Genomic DNA, 15,242 nt, shown 5'->3' with positions numbered 1-15,242 from the left:
CGGTCCGGCCTCGTGGGCCGTCGGTGCGCCGCCCGGTGTCGGGTGGGCGCTCGGAGCCGGGGCCGCTGCGGATCAGCGGCCCGACATTCGCTCCCGGTTCGGGCTCGCGACGACCTCGGTGCCGATCCCCTCGGAGGTGAAGACCTCGAGGAGGATCGAGTGCGGCACGCGGCCGTCGATGATGGCGGCCTTGGGCACTCCGCCGAGCACCGCGTCGAGGCACGCGGTCATCTTGGGGATCATCCCCGACTCGAGCGAGGGCAGCAGGGCCGTCAGCTCGTCCGACGACAGGTGCGAGACGAGGGAGTCGCGGTTCGGCCAGTCGGAGTAGAGACCGGCGACATCGGTGAGGATGACGAGCTTCTCGGCGCCGAGGGCGACGGCGAGTGCCGCGGCGGCGGCATCCGCGTTGACGTTCAGCGACTGCGTCGGGTCGTCGGCGTCGGGCGCGATCGACGAGACCACCGGGATCCGGCCCGCCTCGAGCTGTGCGAGGACCGCGGCCGGATCGACCGCGACGACATCGCCCACCAGCCCCAGGTCGTGCTCGACCCCGTCGAGGACGACACCGCGCCGGCGGCCGACGAAGAGACCCGCGTCCTCTCCCGAGATCCCGGCGGAGAGCGGGCCGTGCTCGTTGATCCTGCGGACGATGTCGCGGCTGATGCTGCCCGTCAGCACCATCCGCACGACCTCCATGGCCTCGGGGCTCGTCACGCGGTAGCCGCCGCGGAACTCGCTGGCGATCCCGAGCCGGTCGAGCATCGTCGAGATCTGCGGACCACCGCCGTGCACGACGACGGGTCGGATCCCGGCGTAGCGCAGATAGACGATGTCCTGCGCGAAGGCGCGCTGGAGCTCCTCGGAGACCATCGCGTTGCCGCCGAACTTGATGACCATGGTGCGGCCGTGGAATCGCTGCAGCCACGGCAGGGCCTCGATCAGCGTCCCGGCCTTGACGGCGGCGGCCTCGCGGAGCGCCAGGCCCTCGGCCTCTGTGAGATTCTCGTCGGTCATCGGATCCTCAGCTCGAGTAGGCCGAGTTCTCGTGCACGTAGTCGTGCGTGAGGTCGTTGGTCCAGATCGTCGCGGTGGCGTCGCCGGCGTGCAGGTCGATGTCGACCGCCACCTTCCGCGGAGACAGGTCGACGAGGTCGCGGCTCTCGAAGGGCTCGCCGGCCCGGCAGACCTGGACGCCGTTCATCGCGACGTCGATCCCGTACGGGTCGAACTCGGCGTCGGTGGTGCCGACCGCCGCCAGCACCCGACCCCAGTTGGGGTCGTTGCCGAAGATGGCGGCCTTGAAGAGGTTGCTCCGCGAGACGGCCCGCGCGACCACGACGGCCTCGTCCTCGGAGGCCGCGTTCACGACGCGGATCGCGACGTCGTGAGCGGCACCCTCGGCGTCGGCCTGCAGCTGCAGGGTGAGGTCGCGGCAGACCTCGGTCAGGGCGGCGGTGAAGGCGTCGGCGTCGGGCGTCACTCCGCTCGCGCCGCTCGCGAGGAGGGCGACGGTGTCGTTCGTCGACATGCAGCCGTCGGAGTCGAGGCGGTCGAAGGTCACGCGCGTCGAGGCGCGGAGGGCGGCATCGAGCTCGGCGGGCTCGAGTGCGGCATCGGTCGTGATGACGACCAGCATCGTCGCGAGGCCCGGCGCGAGCATTCCGGCGCCCTTGGCCATGCCGCCGATGCTCCAGCCCTGCTCGGAGCGGACGGTCGCCTGCTTGGGGACCGTGTCGGTGGTCATGATCGCGCGCGCGGCGGCCTCGCCGTCGTCGATGCCGGTGGCGCCCGCGAGCGATGCGGCCGCCTCCGTCACTCCGCCCGTGAGCTTGCCGAGGTCGAGCTGATCGCCGATGAGGCCCGTCGAGCAGACCAGGACGTCGACCGCGGAGACGCCGAGCGCTCCGCCGACGGCCTCGGCCGTGCCGTGGGTGACCTGGAAGCCCTGGGCGCCCGTGTAGCAGTTGGCGCCTCCGGAGTTGAGGACGATCGCGGAGACGATGCCGTCGCGCATGACCTGCTCGCTCCACAGCACCGGGTTCGCCTTGCAGCGGTTGCTGGTGAACACCGCGGCCGCACTCTGGAGCGGACCGAGGTTGCGGACGAGCGCCAGGTCGCGCGCGCCCGTCGACTTGAGGCCCGCGACGACGCCCGCGGCCTCGAATCCTGCTGCTGCAGTGACGCTCACGGCGCGACTCCGTTCACACTGAGGCCGAGGGACTCGGGGAGGCCCAGGGCGATGTTGGTCGACTGGATCGCGGCACCCGCGGTGCCCTTGACGAGGTTGTCGATCGCGGTCACGACGACGACTCGGCGGGCGCGCTCGTCGACGGCCAGTCCGATCAGGGCCGTGTTCGCGCCGACGACGTCCGCCGTCCGCGGGAAGGACCCCGCCGGGAGCAGTTGGACGAAGGTCTCGTCGCCGTAGGCCGCCTCCCAGGCCGCCCGCACATCGGCCGCGGAGACCCCGGGCGCGAGGCGAGCGGTCGAGGTCGCGAGGATCCCCCGCGACATCGGCACGAGGACCGGGGTGAACGAGATCGAGACCGGGCCGGCGCCGGCGAGCGCGAGGTTCTGCCGGATCTCGGGGTTGTGGCGGTGACCGCCCCCCACTCCGTAGGCGTGCGCGGAGCCGAGCAGCTCGCTCGCGAGGAGGTCGGTGCGCAGGCTCTTGCCCGCACCCGACGGCCCGACGGCCAGCACCGAGACGAGATCGCCGGGCTCGATGACCCCGGCGTGGAGGCCCGGCGCGAGGCCGAGCGTGATCGCGGTGACGTTGCAGCCGGGCACGGCGATGCGCCGCGCGCCGGCCAGGGCGTCGCGCTGCTTGCGTCCGCCCCCGGCCAGGAGGAGCTCGGGGAGCCCGTACGGCCACGCGCCGGCGAACTCGCCGCCGTAGTAGTCGGCCCAGTCCTGCTCGTCGGTCAGCCGGTGGTCGGCACCGCAGTCGACGACGAGGACGTCGTCGGGCAGCGTCGCGGTGATGGCTCCGGATGCGCCGTGCGGCAGCGCGAGGAAGACGACGTCGTGCCCGGCGAGGTTCTCGGTCGTGGTGTCGACGAGGACGAGATCGCGGAGCGAGCGCAGGTGCGGCTGCACCGCGACCAGGGGCTGCCCGGCGTTGGAGTGCGCCGTCACCGTGCGCACCTCGAACTCGGGATGGTCGGCGAGCAGGCGCAGCAGCTCGCCGCCCGCGTACCCGCTCGCTCCGGCCACCGCCACGGAAAAAGTCATGCCCGAGAGCCTAGTCCGTGCGGGGGAACGGCTTCGCCGGGCATCACTCCCTCAGCTGCGCGCCGAACCGGTCGGCGGCCACCGCGACTCCGCCCTGCTTAGCCGCCGTCGCCTCCGTCGCGGTCAGCGTGCGGTCGGCGGCACGGAAGCGCAGCGCGAAGGTGAGCGACTTGGAGCCGGCCGGGACGCCGGCACCGCGGTAGTCGTCGACGAGGCGGATCGCCTCGAGCAGCTCCCCGGCCCCCTCCGCGACGGCCTCGGCGAGCGACGCGGCGGGCACCTCCGACGGCACGACCAGCGACAGGTCCTGCGTGGCCGCCGGGAGCGCGCCGACCGGTCGAGCGACGACGACACCGCCGGCGCGGGCGATGACGGGGTCGAGGTCGAGCTCGACGACGGCCACCCGCCGGGGCAGGTCGAGCTCTTCGGCGAGCGAGGGCAGGAGCTCGCCGGCGTGACCGATCACCGCGCCGTCGAGCACGATCTCGGCGGTGCGGCCGGGGTGCAGCGCGGCGTGCGCGCCCTGCCGCACGACGAGGTCGACGCCACTGGCCGTCGACACCTCGCGGACGACGTCGAGGGCGTCACGCCAATCGAAGTCGCGGGCGGCCACACCGGGCTGGCGCTCGACGGCGGCGCCGGTGAGCAGTGCCGCGACGTGCAGGGGCTGGGCGGGGATGCCGGCGTTCAGCTCGGCCTCCACCTCGGCCGAGGGTCGCACGGCGCCCCGGGGCAGCGCGCCCGAGCCGAACGGGCGGCCGGCCTCGGGGACGAAGACGGAGCCGAGCTCGTAGAGCGCGAGGTCGGTCAGTCCGCGCGAGCGGTTGCGAGCCGCGATCTGCACGAGCCCGGGCAGCAGCGTGAGACGCAGCTGCGCGGCGGTCGCGTCGAGCGGGTTGGCCAGGGTGATCTGCTCGCGGGGCTCGCCGTCGACCGACCCGAGGCGGTCGTTGACCGCGCGCGAGAGGAACGGGTACGAGAGCACCTCGGTGAGTCCGCTCGCGGCCAGGGTCTGGGCGACCGTCCGCCGCAGGCGCTGACCCGTAGTGAGACCGCGTCCTGGCGGCGCGACCGGCAGCACCGAGGGGATGCGGTCGTACCCGGTGATCCGGGCGACCTCCTCGGCCAGAGTCGACTTGTCGGTGAGGTCGGGGCGCCAGCTCGGCGGAGTGACGAGCAGGCCCGAGCCGCCGACGTCGACGGAGGCGCCGATCTCGACCAGCGAGCCGCGGATCTCCTCCGGCGTGTACTCGACGCCGACGAGGCGGGAGACGTAGCCGTCGGGCAGCTCGATGACGGCCGCGTCGCGAGGATCGACGATCGTCGAGCCGAGCTCGTCGGCGGTGCCGCCCGCCAGCTCGACCAGCAGCTGGACCGCGCGTGCCGCGGCGACGGCGGCGACCAGCGGATCGACTCCGCGCTCGAAGCGCTTGGACGCCTCGCTCGGCAGCTTGTGCCGGCGGGCGGTCCGCGCGATCGACACCGGGTCGAAGTTGGCGGCCTCGAGGAGGACGTCGGTCGTCGCAGAGCCGATCTCGGTGCGCGCGCCGCCCATTACGCCGGCGAGCCCGACGGCTCCGCCCGCGTCCGCGATGACGAGGTCTTCGGCGTGAAGGCGCCGGATCTGCCCGTCGAGCGTCTCGAGGGTCTCCCCCGGCTCGGCACGGCGCACGACGATGCCGCCCTGGAGGGCGTCGAGGTCGTAGCCGTGCAGCGGCTGGCCGAGCTCGAACATGACGTAGTTGGTGATGTCGACGATCAGCGAGATCGAGCGGACGCCGGCGAGGCGCAGGCGCGCGACCATCCAGGGCGGCGTCGGGCGGCTCGCGTCGACCCCTCGGACGACGCGGGTCACGAAGACGGAGGCGCCGTCACGACCGCGGATCGGCGCGTCGTCCTCGAGGGCGACCGGGAACACCGGCGCCGACTCGGAGCGCTCGGGCGCGGTGATCGCCAGCGCGGGATCGCGGAAGGAGGCGCCGGTCGCGTGGGCGTACTCGCGGGCGATGCCGCGGATCGAGAAGGCGTAGCCGCGGTCGGGGGTCACGTTGACCTCGACCGCCTCGTCGTCGAGCCCGAGGAGCGCGATGGCGTCGGTGCCCACCTCCGGGTCGATGCCGAGGCTCGCCAGACGGAGGATGCCGTCGTGGTCGTCGCCGAGACCCAGCTCGCGGCTCGACGCGATCATGCCGTCGGAGACGTGACCGTAGGTCTTCCGCGCCGAGATCGGGAACGGACCGGGGAGGACCGCACCGGGCAGCGACACGACGACCTTGTCCCCGGCCGTGAAGTTGTGCGCGCCGCAGACGATGCCGCGGACGTCGCCGCCGCCGTCGGCCGCGAGAGCTCCCTCCGGAGCCACGCGCACGGTGCACCAGTTGATCGTCTTGCCGTTCTTCTGCGGCTCGGGGACGAGATCGAGGACCTCGCCGACCACCACGGGGCCGGTCACCTCGAAGCGGTGGACGTCCTCCTCCTCGAGACCGACCGACACGAGCGCCGCGTGGACGGCCTCGGTCGTGACTCCCTGCTCGAGGTCGACGTACTCGCCCAGCCAGCTCAGCGGGATGCGCATCAGATCACCATTCCGTACTGCTTGCTGAAGCGGACATCGCCCTCGACCATGTCGCGCATGTCCTTCACGTCGTTGCGGAACATCAGGGTCCGCTCGATCCCCATGCCGAAGGCGAACCCGGAGAACTCCTCCGGGTCGATGCCGGCCGCGCGGAGCACGTTGGGGTTGACCATGCCGCAGCCGCCCCACTCGATCCAGCGCGCGCCGCCGACGAAGGTGGGGTGCCAGATGTCGAGCTCGGCGCTCGGCTCGGTGAAGGGGAAGTAGTTGGGGCGGAGCCGGATCCTCGCCTCGTCGCCGAACATGATCCTCGCGACGTGCTCGAGGGTTCCGCGCAGGTGCGCCATCGTGAGGCCGCGGTCGACGGCGAGCCCCTCGAACTGCGTGAAGACGGGGGTGTGCGTGGCGTCGAGCTCGTCGGTGCGGTAGACGCGTCCGGGCGCGATCACGTAGACCGGAGGCGTGCGCTCGAGCATCGAGCGGATCTGCACCGGGCTCGTGTGCGTGCGCAGCACGAGATGCGAGTCGACGGGGTCGACGAAGAAGGTGTCCTGCATCGCGCGGGCCGGGTGGTCCTCGTCGAAGTTCAGGGCGTCGAAGTTGAACCACTCGTTCTCGAGCTCGGGCCCCTCGGCGATCTCCCAGCCCATGCCGACGAAGACATCGGCGATCGACTCCTGGAGGAGCGAGAGCGGGTGGCGCGCCCCCTGGCGGACGAACGACGCCCCGGCGGTGACGTCGACGCGCTCGGCGTCGAGGGCGGCGGCCTCCTCGGCGGCGACGAGCTCGAGCTCGCGGGCGGAGTAGGCGTCGCCGACCTGCTTGCGGGCACCCCCGACGAGCTTGCCGGAGGCGGCCTTGGACTCGGGCGGGACCGAGCGCATCTGCGCGTTCAGCCGGGCGAGAGCGGAGCCCTCACCGAGGTGAGCGGCGCGGGCCGTCTTCAGGGCTGCGGAGTCGCCGGCCGCGCTGATCGCGGTGAGCGCCTCGGCGACCGCGGCCGAGACGGCCTCGTCGGTGATCGGGTTGCTGTCAGACACGATGAATGAGTCTAGATCGTCTCCATCGCCCGAGGGCGACGGCGACCGCAGTCGGCTCCCGGGGTGGTGCGTCGCGAAGAGCGGGTCGCGACCGGCTAGACCGGATCGCTGGCACGCGATCCGCCCGTTCGCCCTGAACTGCCAGTCGATGTGCAGATGCGCCGTGGGCACGGGTGATGGCCCGTGCGACTTTCCGGTGGTCACCGAAGGGGCCGCGTGCCAGCAGATCGCCGACCTGCGCGAGGCGAACGACCGGATCGCGTGTCAGCGATTCGGTCTAGCCGAACGCTCCCCGCTCTGTGGAACACATCACCTCGGAGAGCCGACCGCGGTCGGGATCGCCCTCGGGAGATCCCGACGAACGAGTTCAGTCCTGGGCGGCGATGAGGGCGGTGTTCGTGGTGGCGCGCGCCGCCGGGTGGCCCGTGCCACCGCGGCCGCTGCTCTTGGTCTTGACCTCGACCCACTTCGCGATGCCCGAGAGGATCAGGCAGATGCCGATGTAGATCGCGCCGATGACGATCGCGGCGGGGATGATCGGGCTGTCGAGGCTCGACTGGCTGCCGAGGTACTTCGCGTAGTAGAGGAGCTCGTTGTAGGTGATGATCGAGCCGAGCGCCGTGTCCTTGAGGGCGACGACGAGCTGCGCGATGATCACGGGCAGCATCGTCCGGATCGCCTGCGGGAACAGGATCAGGCGCATGACGCCGGCCTTCCGCAGCCCGATGGCGTAGCCCGCCTCCTTCTGACCGCGCGGGAGGGCCTCGATGCCCGCTCGGAAGATCTCGGAGAAGACGGAGCCGTTGTAGAGCGTCAGCGCGATGACGACCGCGAGGTACGGGGTGAGCTTGAGGCCGACGAACGGGAGCCCGTAGTACATCAGCATCATCAGGATGAGGACCGGGATCGCCCGGAACAGCTCGATGAAGAGCGTGACGGGGAAACTGATCCAGCGTCGGTCCGAGAGCCGGCCGACCGCGAGGACCAGGCCGAGGACGAGGCTCGCGACACCGGCCGCGGCGAACGCGCCGAGGGTCTGCCCCAGCGCGGCTCCGATGCTCTGCCACACCAGCGGGTACTGGAACGCCCGCCACTTCTCGGCCGAGAACTGCCCCGACTCGGCGAAACGCCAGAGGATGAAGGCGAAGATCGCGGCGACCAGCACGATCACGGCGGCGCCGATGATGCGGTTGCGGACGATCGCGCGAGGACCGGGGTTGTCGAAGAGGACGGAGCTCATCGGGCGACCCTCCACTTCTTCTCGAGCTGACGCTGGACGACCGAGAGCACGGAGACCAGCAGGACGAAGACGAGGGCGACCCAGAGCAGGACGATGAGGCTGTTCTCGCCGCGCTCGTTCAGCTCGCGGACGATGGTGCCCGACTCGGCGACCGAGAAGCCCGCCGCGACCGTGGTGTTCTTCAGCAGCGCGATCAGGACGCTCATCAGCGGCGGGATCACGGAGCGGAACGCCTGGGGCAGGACCACCTGGGTCATCGTCAGGCCGAAGTCGAGGCCGATCGCGCGGGCGGCCTCCGCCTGGCCGATCGGCACGGTGTTGATGCCCGAGCGGAGCACCTCGGCGACGTAGGTCGCGGTGTAGAGGCTGAGGGCGCAGATTGCCAGGTTGGTGTAGTCGACGTCGGGCAGACCCAGCTTGGGGTAGCCGAACGCGAAGAAGAACATCAGGAGCGTGAGGGGCGTGTTCCGGATGGTGTTGACGTAGACCGTCCCGACGGCCCGAGCGATCGGCACGGGCGAGACGCGCATCGCTCCCACGACCGTCCCGATGAGCAGGGCGAAGACGAGCGAGACGGCGAACAGCACGAGCGTGTTGCCGAAGGCGGGAACGTACACGTCGAGGTTGTTCAGCAGAACATCCATGCGGCGAGCCCTTTCATCGGGAGGTGGGAGGGAGAGGGTCCCGGGCGGCGGTGCGCGCCGCCCGGGGACCTCCTAGTAGGCGTCGACCGCGGGCTGCTCGACTTCGGTGCCGGACTCGCCGAGCGTCTCGTCGTAGATGGCGCTCCAGGTGTCGCCACCCTCGGTGAGCATGTCGTTGATGAAGCCGCGGAGGGCGTCGTCGTCCTTCGCGAGGCCGACTCCGTAGAGCTCGGTGCTGAAGGGCTCGCCGACGACCTTGAGCTCGTCGGGGCTCTGCGCGGCGTAGCCGATCAGGATCGCGCCGTCGGTGGTGACCGCGTCGACCTGGCCGTCGTTCAGGGCGTCGACGCACTGCGAGTAGGTGTCGAACTCCTCGGTGGGCACGTCGGGGTAGTTCGTGCGGATGTTCTGGATCGGGGTCGATCCGGTCGCCGAGCACACGGTGGTGTCGGCCGTGAGGTCGTCCGGACCCTCGATGGTGTCGTTGTCGGCCGCGACCAGGAGTTGCTGGCCGGTCTCGAAGTAGGGTCCTGCGAAGCCGACCTGCTCCTTGCGCTTGTCGGTGATCGAGTAGGTGCCGACGTAGTAGTCGATGTCGCCGTTCACGATCGACGCCTCGCGGTTGGCCGACGGGATCGCCTCGAAGGTGATCTCGTCCTCCGAGAAGCCGAGCGACGCGGCGATCCACTTCGCGATCTCGATGTCGAAGCCGGAGCGCTCACCGGTCGCGGCGTCGAGGTAGCCGAGACCCGGCTGGTCCTCCTTGACGCCGATGGTCACTCCCCCGGCGTCGGTCATCGTGTCGAAGGTGGGGCTGCCCTCGAGGGTCACGTCGGAGGCGACCTCGTAGGTCGCGGCCTCGCCGGACTCGGAGCCTGCTCCGGTGCCTCCGGAGTCGCCGGCGCAGCCTGCGAGGGTGAGGGCCGCGGCAGCGAGTCCTGCGGTCATGAACATGAGCTTGGTGCGCATGATCGTCCTTCCTGGGGTTCGGCCCGCCGGAGCGGGCGATGTCCTGCCGGCCCCGAGGGTTCCAGGGGCTGACGTGTCGGATGTTCGGGCGCGTGAGCTGATCCGCTAGTGCGTGATCAGCTTCGAGAGGAAGTCCTTGGCGCGGTCGGTGCGCGGGGCCGTGAAGAACGTCTCGGGATCGGTGTCCTCGAGGATCTCGCCGTCGGCCATGAAGACGACGCGGTCGGCGGCCTTGCGGGCGAAGCCCATCTCGTGGGTGACGACGATCATCGTCATGCCGTCCTTCGCGAGGCCGACCATGACGTCGAGGACCTCGTTGATCATCTCGGGGTCGAGCGCCGAGGTCGGCTCGTCGAAGAGCATCACCTTCGGCTTCATCGCGAGCGCCCGGGCGATCGCGACGCGCTGCTGCTGGCCACCCGAGAGCTGGGCGGGGCTCTTCGCCGCCTGGTGCCCGACGCCGACGCGGTCGAGCAGCGCCTGCGCTTCGGCCTCGGCCGCCTTGCGGGCGAGCTTGCGGACCCTGATCGGCCCGAGCGTGACGTTCTCGAGGATCGTCTTGTGCGCGAAGAGGTTGAAGGACTGGAAGACCATGCCCACGTCGGCACGGAGGGCGGCGAGGCCCTTGCCCTCCTCCGGCAGCTTCTGACCGTCGATCGAGATCGTGCCGCCCGAGATGGTCTCGAGGCGGTTGATCGTGCGGCAGAGCGTCGACTTGCCGGAGCCCGACGGTCCGAGGACCACGACGACCTCCCCGCGGTGCACGGTGAGATCGATGTCCTTCAGTGCCTGGAACTCGCCGTAGTGCTTCTGCACACCGTCGAGAACGACCAGGGGTTCACCGGCGGGAGCGGGCGTGCGCTGGGGAGCTGCTTCCATTCGGCCAGAGAATCACACGCGAATGGGCGGGTCAAATCATGAGCGTTTTCTTGATCAGAGAGTAACAACGCCGCTTTTCCCCCAGGCGGAACTCAGGCAGGGCGCCGTTTCACTCAGGAACGGAGGGCGAACGCGCTCTCGTACAGGCAGACGGAGGCGGCGGTCGCCAGATTCAGCGACTCGGCGGCTCCGTAGATCGGCACCGCGACGACGGCGTCCACCAGTTCGAGCGACTCGGCCTCGAGGCCGCGGGCCTCGTTGCCGAAGACCCACACCGTCGGCTGCGCGAGGTCGCCGCGGTCGCGGATCCCGAGCAGGTCCTCGCCCTTCACATCGGCGGCCACGGCGCGCAGCCCCGCCCCGCGCAGCCGCTGCAGCACGTCGGAGAGCTCGGCGTCGACCGCGACGGGCAGGTGGAAGAGCGATCCGGTCGTCGACCGCACCACCTTGGGATTGTAGAGATCGACGGAGCGGCCCGTGAGGACGACGGCGTCGGCGCCCGCGGCGTCGGCCGCCCGGATGATGGTGCCGAGATTGCCCGGGTCGCGGACCTCCTCGAGCACCGCGACCAGGCGCGGGCCGGAGGCGACGATGTCCTTCAGCGAGGTCGGGAACTGGCGGCAGACGCTGACGAAGCCCTGCGGAGTCACCGTGTCGGCCATCGAGTCGAGGACGTCCTCGGTGACGTACTCGATCTCGACGTCCGCCTCCTCGGCGGCCGCGACGATCTCGGGGTGGCGTTCGAGCGCCGTCGGAGTCGCGAACGACTCGACGAGGAGCTCGGGACGGTACTGCAGCGCCTCGGTGATGGCCTGCGGGCCCTCGAGGAGGAACAGCCCCGTCTCCTGCCGCGCCGGGCGCCGAGTGAGCTTGGCGACGGAGCGGACGCGGGGAGAACGAGGGTTGTCGAGCATGCGGCGAGCCTATCGGCGCGCGTCCCACCGCCCCGGTCGACACGTCGCGGAGACGACGAAGGGGGCCACGACCTCGGTCGTGACCCCCTTCGGGAAGCAGTGCTGACTACGCGGCGCGGGGAGCGGAGGTGTCGGCCGGCAGCGCGTTCTTCGCGGTCGCCACGAGGGCGGCGAAGGTCGCGGGCTCGGTGATCGCGAGGTCGGCGAGGATGCGGCGGTCGACCTGCACTCCGGCCAGGGCGAGGCCCTGGATGAAGCGGTTGTAGGTCAGGCCGTTCGCACGGGAGGCGGCGTTGATGCGCTGGATCCAGAGGCGGCGGAACTCGCCCTTGCGCGCACGACGGTCGCGGTACGAGTAGACGAGGGAGTGGGTGACCTGCTCCTTCGCCTTGCGGTACAGACGCGAACGCTGGCCGCGGTAGCCCTTCGCGCGCTCGAGGATGACGCGACGCTTCTTGTGGGCGTTGACCGCCCTCTTGACTCTTGCCATTTCTTTTTCTTCCTATCGATCCTGGTCGGTGAAGTTCTGTGCGGCGGTGTAGCGGACTACAGGCCGAGCAGCTTCTTGGCGACCTTCGCGTCCTGCGGGGCGAGGACCTGGTCCTGGTTGAGGCGGCGGGTGCGGACGCTGGACTTGGACTCCAGGTTGTGGCGCATGCCGGCCTGCTGCTTCATGAGCTTGCCGGAGCCGGTCACCTTGAAGCGCTTCTTGGCACCCGAGTGGGTCTTCATCTTGGGCATGTTCTCTCCTTGTCGACGTCACACCCGCACACGGCGGGGCGAAGCATGGGCCCCGCGAGCGGGGACGTGCACCGGCCCCGAGGCCGGGGCGGTGAAGTAGTGGGCAGTGCTAGACCGTCTCGGTCTCGGCCTCGGCCGATTCCTCGGGGGTGTTGGCCTCGCGACGAGCGGCGCGGACGGCGTTCGCCTCGGCCTTCGCCTCGGACTTGTTCTTCAGGGGGCCGATGACCATCACCATGTTGCGACCGTCGATGGTCGGTGTGGACTCGACCTGGCCGAACTCGGCCACGTCCTCCGCGAAGCGCTGCAGGAGTCGGACGCCCATCTCGGGGCGGGACTGCTCGCGGCCTCGGAAGAGGATCATCGCCTTGACCTTGTCGCCGGCCTTGAGGAAGCCCTCGGCGCGCTTGCGCTTGGTCTCGTAGTCGTGCTTGTCGATCTTCAGGCGGAACCGGACCTCCTTGAGGATCGTGTTCGCCTGGTTGCGACGGGCTTCCTTGAGCTTCTGAGCCTGCTCGTACTTGAACTTCCCGTAGTCCATGATCTTGGCGACGGGAGGCTTGGAGTTGGGAGCAACCTCGACCAGATCCAGGTCTGCATCCTGCGCGAGTCGCAGGGCGACCTCGATTTTCACGACGCCGACCTGTTCTCCGGCGGGACCGACGAGGCGGACCTCGGGGACGCGGATACGGTCGTTGGTACGGGGATCGCTGATTGCGTTTCTCCTCTGATCTCGGTGAGTTGCTGCTCTGCGGCCGGAGTGATCCGGCGCATCCCGAGAGAGGTGATTCCCTTGCGCGAGGTGCTGTAGACGCACATCGCTCGCACCCTTCGGCGCGGACTCGAGGCGGACCTCGAGCGCCGCAGCCCTGCCCCCGTTGCCGGAGGCGGAGTGCTTCAGACCCGGTAACCTAGTGAAGCGGTCAAGCGCGGGTGGGAGAATCTCCACTTTCGAACCGGGGACATGCCCCGGAGCCCGCATCACCATAGCAGACTCGCGGCCCGACCGACAGAGCGCTTCACGCCGCCACTTCGGCGCTCCCCGGATGCGGCATGCGCACCCCACCGAACGAAGGACCCATGGCTCAGCACGACGACGACTACGCACGCCGCTTCGGCGACGGAGACGACTCCGCCGATCTCGAGGCCGCGAGGGACATCGCCGAGGTCCCGGCCGTCGAGATCATCACCACGGCCGCGGTGCACCTGATGAGCGCCGCGGCGGTCAAGTGCGGGCTCGCCGACGAGCCCGGCGCCGAGATCGACCTCGACGAGGCGCGCAAGCTCATCAACGCCCTCGCCGGCCTGGTGACCGCCGGCGCGCCCGACATCAGCGACATGCACGCCCGCAGCCTGCGCGACGGACTCCGCACCCTGCAGCTCGCGTTCCGCGAGGCCTCGCCCATCCAGGACCCGATCGGCAAGGGGCCGGGCGAGAAGTGGACCGGCCCGGTCACCTGACGGCGGGGCGCTCCTGGGCGTCCGACGCCGCGAGCCGGAGCGACATCGAGTCGACGCGGGCCGCGACGGTCTCGTCCTCGGCCCAGCGCGCTCCGAGCCGCTCGACCAGGCCGTCGAGCGAGGGGCGGTCGAGTCCGGGGCGGACGCCGAGCACGACGATCAGCTCGGGGCCGGCGAGCAGCTGACGCGGATCCCCCGCCAGTGTCTCGAGCGAGGCGACGGCCTCCTCCGATGCCGCGCCCGTCCGCAGGGCGGCCAGGACACGGGGATCACCGAAGCTGGGATGCCACGGGGCGCCCTCGGCGATGGCCCACACGGCCGGTCGTCGCACCGCGAACTCGTACTCGGAGACGGGGTCGAGGACCATCAGCTCGGTCTTCTCGGCGACGGCGGCGAGGGCCGCCCGGCGGCCGTCGACCGGCACGGGCCTCGCCGAGGGATCCCAGCGGCGCATGGCGTCGACACTGCTGAAGACCGGCAGCACGCTGCGACCGTCGGGACCCGCGACCGTGACGATCGAGAGCTCCTGCGTCTTGTCGGCGCGGAGCCCGGCCACCCCCTCGGCCTCCTCGCCCAGGTGGGCGACCAGGGGGATGAGCAGGCGCGACTCGCGGAGCGCGTCGACCACGGTCTCAGGGCCGACGGCGCCGGAGGAGAAGCCCGCCAGGGCCCGCGCGAGGAGCTCGGGCGCGCTGCCGTCGTCGTCGCTCGCGGGGGCCGACTCGAAGTGCCGCCCCGCCCAGGGAGTCCCGGCCGAGTCGGTCAGGTGCGCGGGGAGCGCGCGTGAGTCACTCGGAAGCGACATCCAGCGCCTCCGCGAGCGTGAACGCGCCCGCGTACAGCGCCTTGCCGACGATGGCGCCCTCGAGGCCCTGGGGGACGAGATCGCGCAGGGCGGCGATGTCGTCGAGGTTCGAGATGCCTCCGGAGGCGATCACCGGCCGCCGGGTGCGCGCCATGACCTGCTCGAGCAGCTCGAGGTTCGGCCCCTGCAGGGTCCCGTCCTTCGTGACGTCGGTGACCACGTAGCGGGTGCAGCCCGCCTCCTCGAGGCGGTCGAGCACGTGCCAGAGGTCGCCGCCCTCCTTGGTCCAGCCGCGCGCCGCGAGCGTCGTGCCGCGCACGTCGAGACCGACCGCGATCTGGTCGCCGTACTGGCCGATGACGCTCGCCGCCCACTCGGGGTTCTCGAGCGCCGCCGTGCCGAGGTTGATGCGCTTCGCTCCGGCGCTCAGGGCCGACTCGAGGCTCCTGTCGTCGCGGATGCCGCCGGAGAGCTCGACGTTGACGCCCTTGACCTGGCGGATGACCTTCTTCATGATCCCGTGGTTGTCACCGCGACCGAAGGCCGCGTCCAGGTCGACCAGGTGGATCCACTCGGCGCCCTGGTCGGCCCAGTCGCGCGCGGCGTCGATGGGGTCGCCGTAGTTGGTCTCGGTGCCCGCCTCGCCCTGCGTCAGGCGGACGGCCTTGCCGCCGGCCACGTCGATCGCGGGGAGAAGGACCAGGCCCGGGGCCTTGGTGAACTCGCTCATCGTCATC

Annotated in this window: 16 protein-coding genes; 1 reads left to right on the top strand and 15 read right to left on the bottom strand. The window is 70.8% G+C overall.

Annotated elements, in window-relative coordinates:
- Positions 1-72: 72 nt before the first annotated feature.
- The 13 genes from argB to infC form a co-directional block, all read right to left on the bottom strand.
- Positions 73-1,017: an acetylglutamate kinase gene (gene argB / locus GRS96_RS09725; protein ID WP_159857972.1), complete on the bottom strand. Its 945-nt coding sequence runs from the start codon at positions 1,015-1,017 to the stop codon at positions 73-75.
- A gap of 7 nt (positions 1,018-1,024) precedes the next feature.
- Entirely contained in the window at positions 1,025-2,191 is a 1,167-nt protein-coding gene (gene argJ, locus GRS96_RS09720) for a bifunctional glutamate N-acetyltransferase/amino-acid acetyltransferase ArgJ (protein WP_159857974.1), read from the bottom strand.
- Positions 2,188-3,237 carry an N-acetyl-gamma-glutamyl-phosphate reductase gene (gene argC / locus GRS96_RS09715; protein WP_159988369.1) on the bottom strand — a complete coding sequence of 350 codons (1,050 nt, stop codon included), beginning with the start codon at positions 3,235-3,237 and terminating at the stop codon, positions 2,188-2,190. The genes argJ and argC overlap by 4 nt, the downstream gene beginning before the upstream one ends.
- Positions 3,238-3,280: 43 nt before the next feature.
- Positions 3,281-5,812 carry a phenylalanine--tRNA ligase subunit beta gene (gene pheT / locus GRS96_RS09710; protein WP_159857978.1) on the bottom strand — a complete coding sequence of 844 codons (2,532 nt, stop codon included), beginning with the start codon at positions 5,810-5,812 and terminating at the stop codon, positions 3,281-3,283.
- The gene (gene pheS, locus GRS96_RS09705; protein WP_159857980.1) at positions 5,812-6,852 is read right to left on the bottom strand and encodes a phenylalanine--tRNA ligase subunit alpha; all 1,041 of its coding nucleotides are present in this window, start codon (positions 6,850-6,852) and stop codon (positions 5,812-5,814) included. The genes pheT and pheS overlap by 1 nt, the downstream gene beginning before the upstream one ends.
- A 367-nt stretch (positions 6,853-7,219) precedes the next feature.
- Positions 7,220-8,092: an amino acid ABC transporter permease gene (locus GRS96_RS09700; RefSeq protein ID WP_159988368.1), complete on the bottom strand. Its 873-nt coding sequence runs from the start codon at positions 8,090-8,092 to the stop codon at positions 7,220-7,222.
- Entirely contained in the window at positions 8,089-8,736 is a 648-nt protein-coding gene (locus GRS96_RS09695) for an amino acid ABC transporter permease (RefSeq protein ID WP_159857984.1), read from the bottom strand. Before GRS96_RS09695 ends, GRS96_RS09700 begins: the two co-directional genes overlap by 4 nt.
- A 72-nt stretch (positions 8,737-8,808) precedes the next feature.
- Positions 8,809-9,705, bottom strand: a complete 897-nt coding sequence (locus GRS96_RS09690; RefSeq protein ID WP_159857986.1) for a glutamate ABC transporter substrate-binding protein — start codon at positions 9,703-9,705, stop codon at positions 8,809-8,811.
- A gap of 105 nt (positions 9,706-9,810) precedes the next feature.
- Positions 9,811-10,584 carry an amino acid ABC transporter ATP-binding protein gene (locus tag GRS96_RS09685; RefSeq protein WP_159857989.1) on the bottom strand — a complete coding sequence of 258 codons (774 nt, stop codon included), beginning with the start codon at positions 10,582-10,584 and terminating at the stop codon, positions 9,811-9,813.
- Between the two features lie 113 nt (positions 10,585-10,697).
- The gene (locus GRS96_RS09680; protein ID WP_159857991.1) at positions 10,698-11,498 is read right to left on the bottom strand and encodes a TrmH family RNA methyltransferase; all 801 of its coding nucleotides are present in this window, start codon (positions 11,496-11,498) and stop codon (positions 10,698-10,700) included.
- A gap of 106 nt (positions 11,499-11,604) precedes the next feature.
- Positions 11,605-11,988 (bottom strand): 50S ribosomal protein L20, encoded by a 384-nt coding sequence (gene rplT, locus GRS96_RS09675; protein ID WP_159857993.1) that lies wholly within the window; start codon positions 11,986-11,988, stop codon positions 11,605-11,607.
- Positions 11,989-12,044: 56 nt separating this feature from the next.
- Entirely contained in the window at positions 12,045-12,239 is a 195-nt protein-coding gene (rpmI, locus tag GRS96_RS09670; protein WP_056042364.1) for a 50S ribosomal protein L35, read from the bottom strand.
- A 109-nt stretch (positions 12,240-12,348) separates the two neighbouring features.
- Positions 12,349-12,954 carry a translation initiation factor IF-3 gene (infC, locus tag GRS96_RS09665; protein WP_159858151.1) on the bottom strand — a complete coding sequence of 202 codons (606 nt, stop codon included), beginning with the start codon at positions 12,952-12,954 and terminating at the stop codon, positions 12,349-12,351.
- Between the two features lie 365 nt (positions 12,955-13,319).
- On the opposite strand from infC, the gene GRS96_RS09660 reads away from it, so the two are divergent.
- The gene (locus tag GRS96_RS09660) at positions 13,320-13,700 is read left to right on the top strand and encodes a DUF1844 domain-containing protein (protein WP_159857995.1); all 381 of its coding nucleotides are present in this window, start codon (positions 13,320-13,322) and stop codon (positions 13,698-13,700) included.
- Here the strand turns inward: GRS96_RS09660 and GRS96_RS09655 are convergent.
- A complete protein-coding gene (locus tag GRS96_RS09655; RefSeq protein ID WP_159988367.1) occupies positions 13,693-14,505 on the bottom strand; it encodes an SseB family protein in 813 nt (270 codons plus the stop codon). The genes GRS96_RS09660 and GRS96_RS09655 overlap by 8 nt on opposite strands.
- Positions 14,489-15,235, bottom strand: a complete 747-nt coding sequence (priA, locus tag GRS96_RS09650) for a bifunctional 1-(5-phosphoribosyl)-5-((5-phosphoribosylamino)methylideneamino)imidazole-4-carboxamide isomerase/phosphoribosylanthranilate isomerase PriA (RefSeq protein WP_159857999.1) — start codon at positions 15,233-15,235, stop codon at positions 14,489-14,491. The genes GRS96_RS09655 and priA overlap by 17 nt, the downstream gene beginning before the upstream one ends.
- Between the last annotated feature and the right edge of the window lie 7 nt (positions 15,236-15,242).

The organism is Rathayibacter sp. VKM Ac-2803, from assembly GCF_009807175.1.
Classification (GTDB): Bacteria; Actinomycetota; Actinomycetes; order Actinomycetales; family Microbacteriaceae; genus Rathayibacter.
This window is presented reverse-complemented; position numbering and strand designations above follow the sequence as displayed.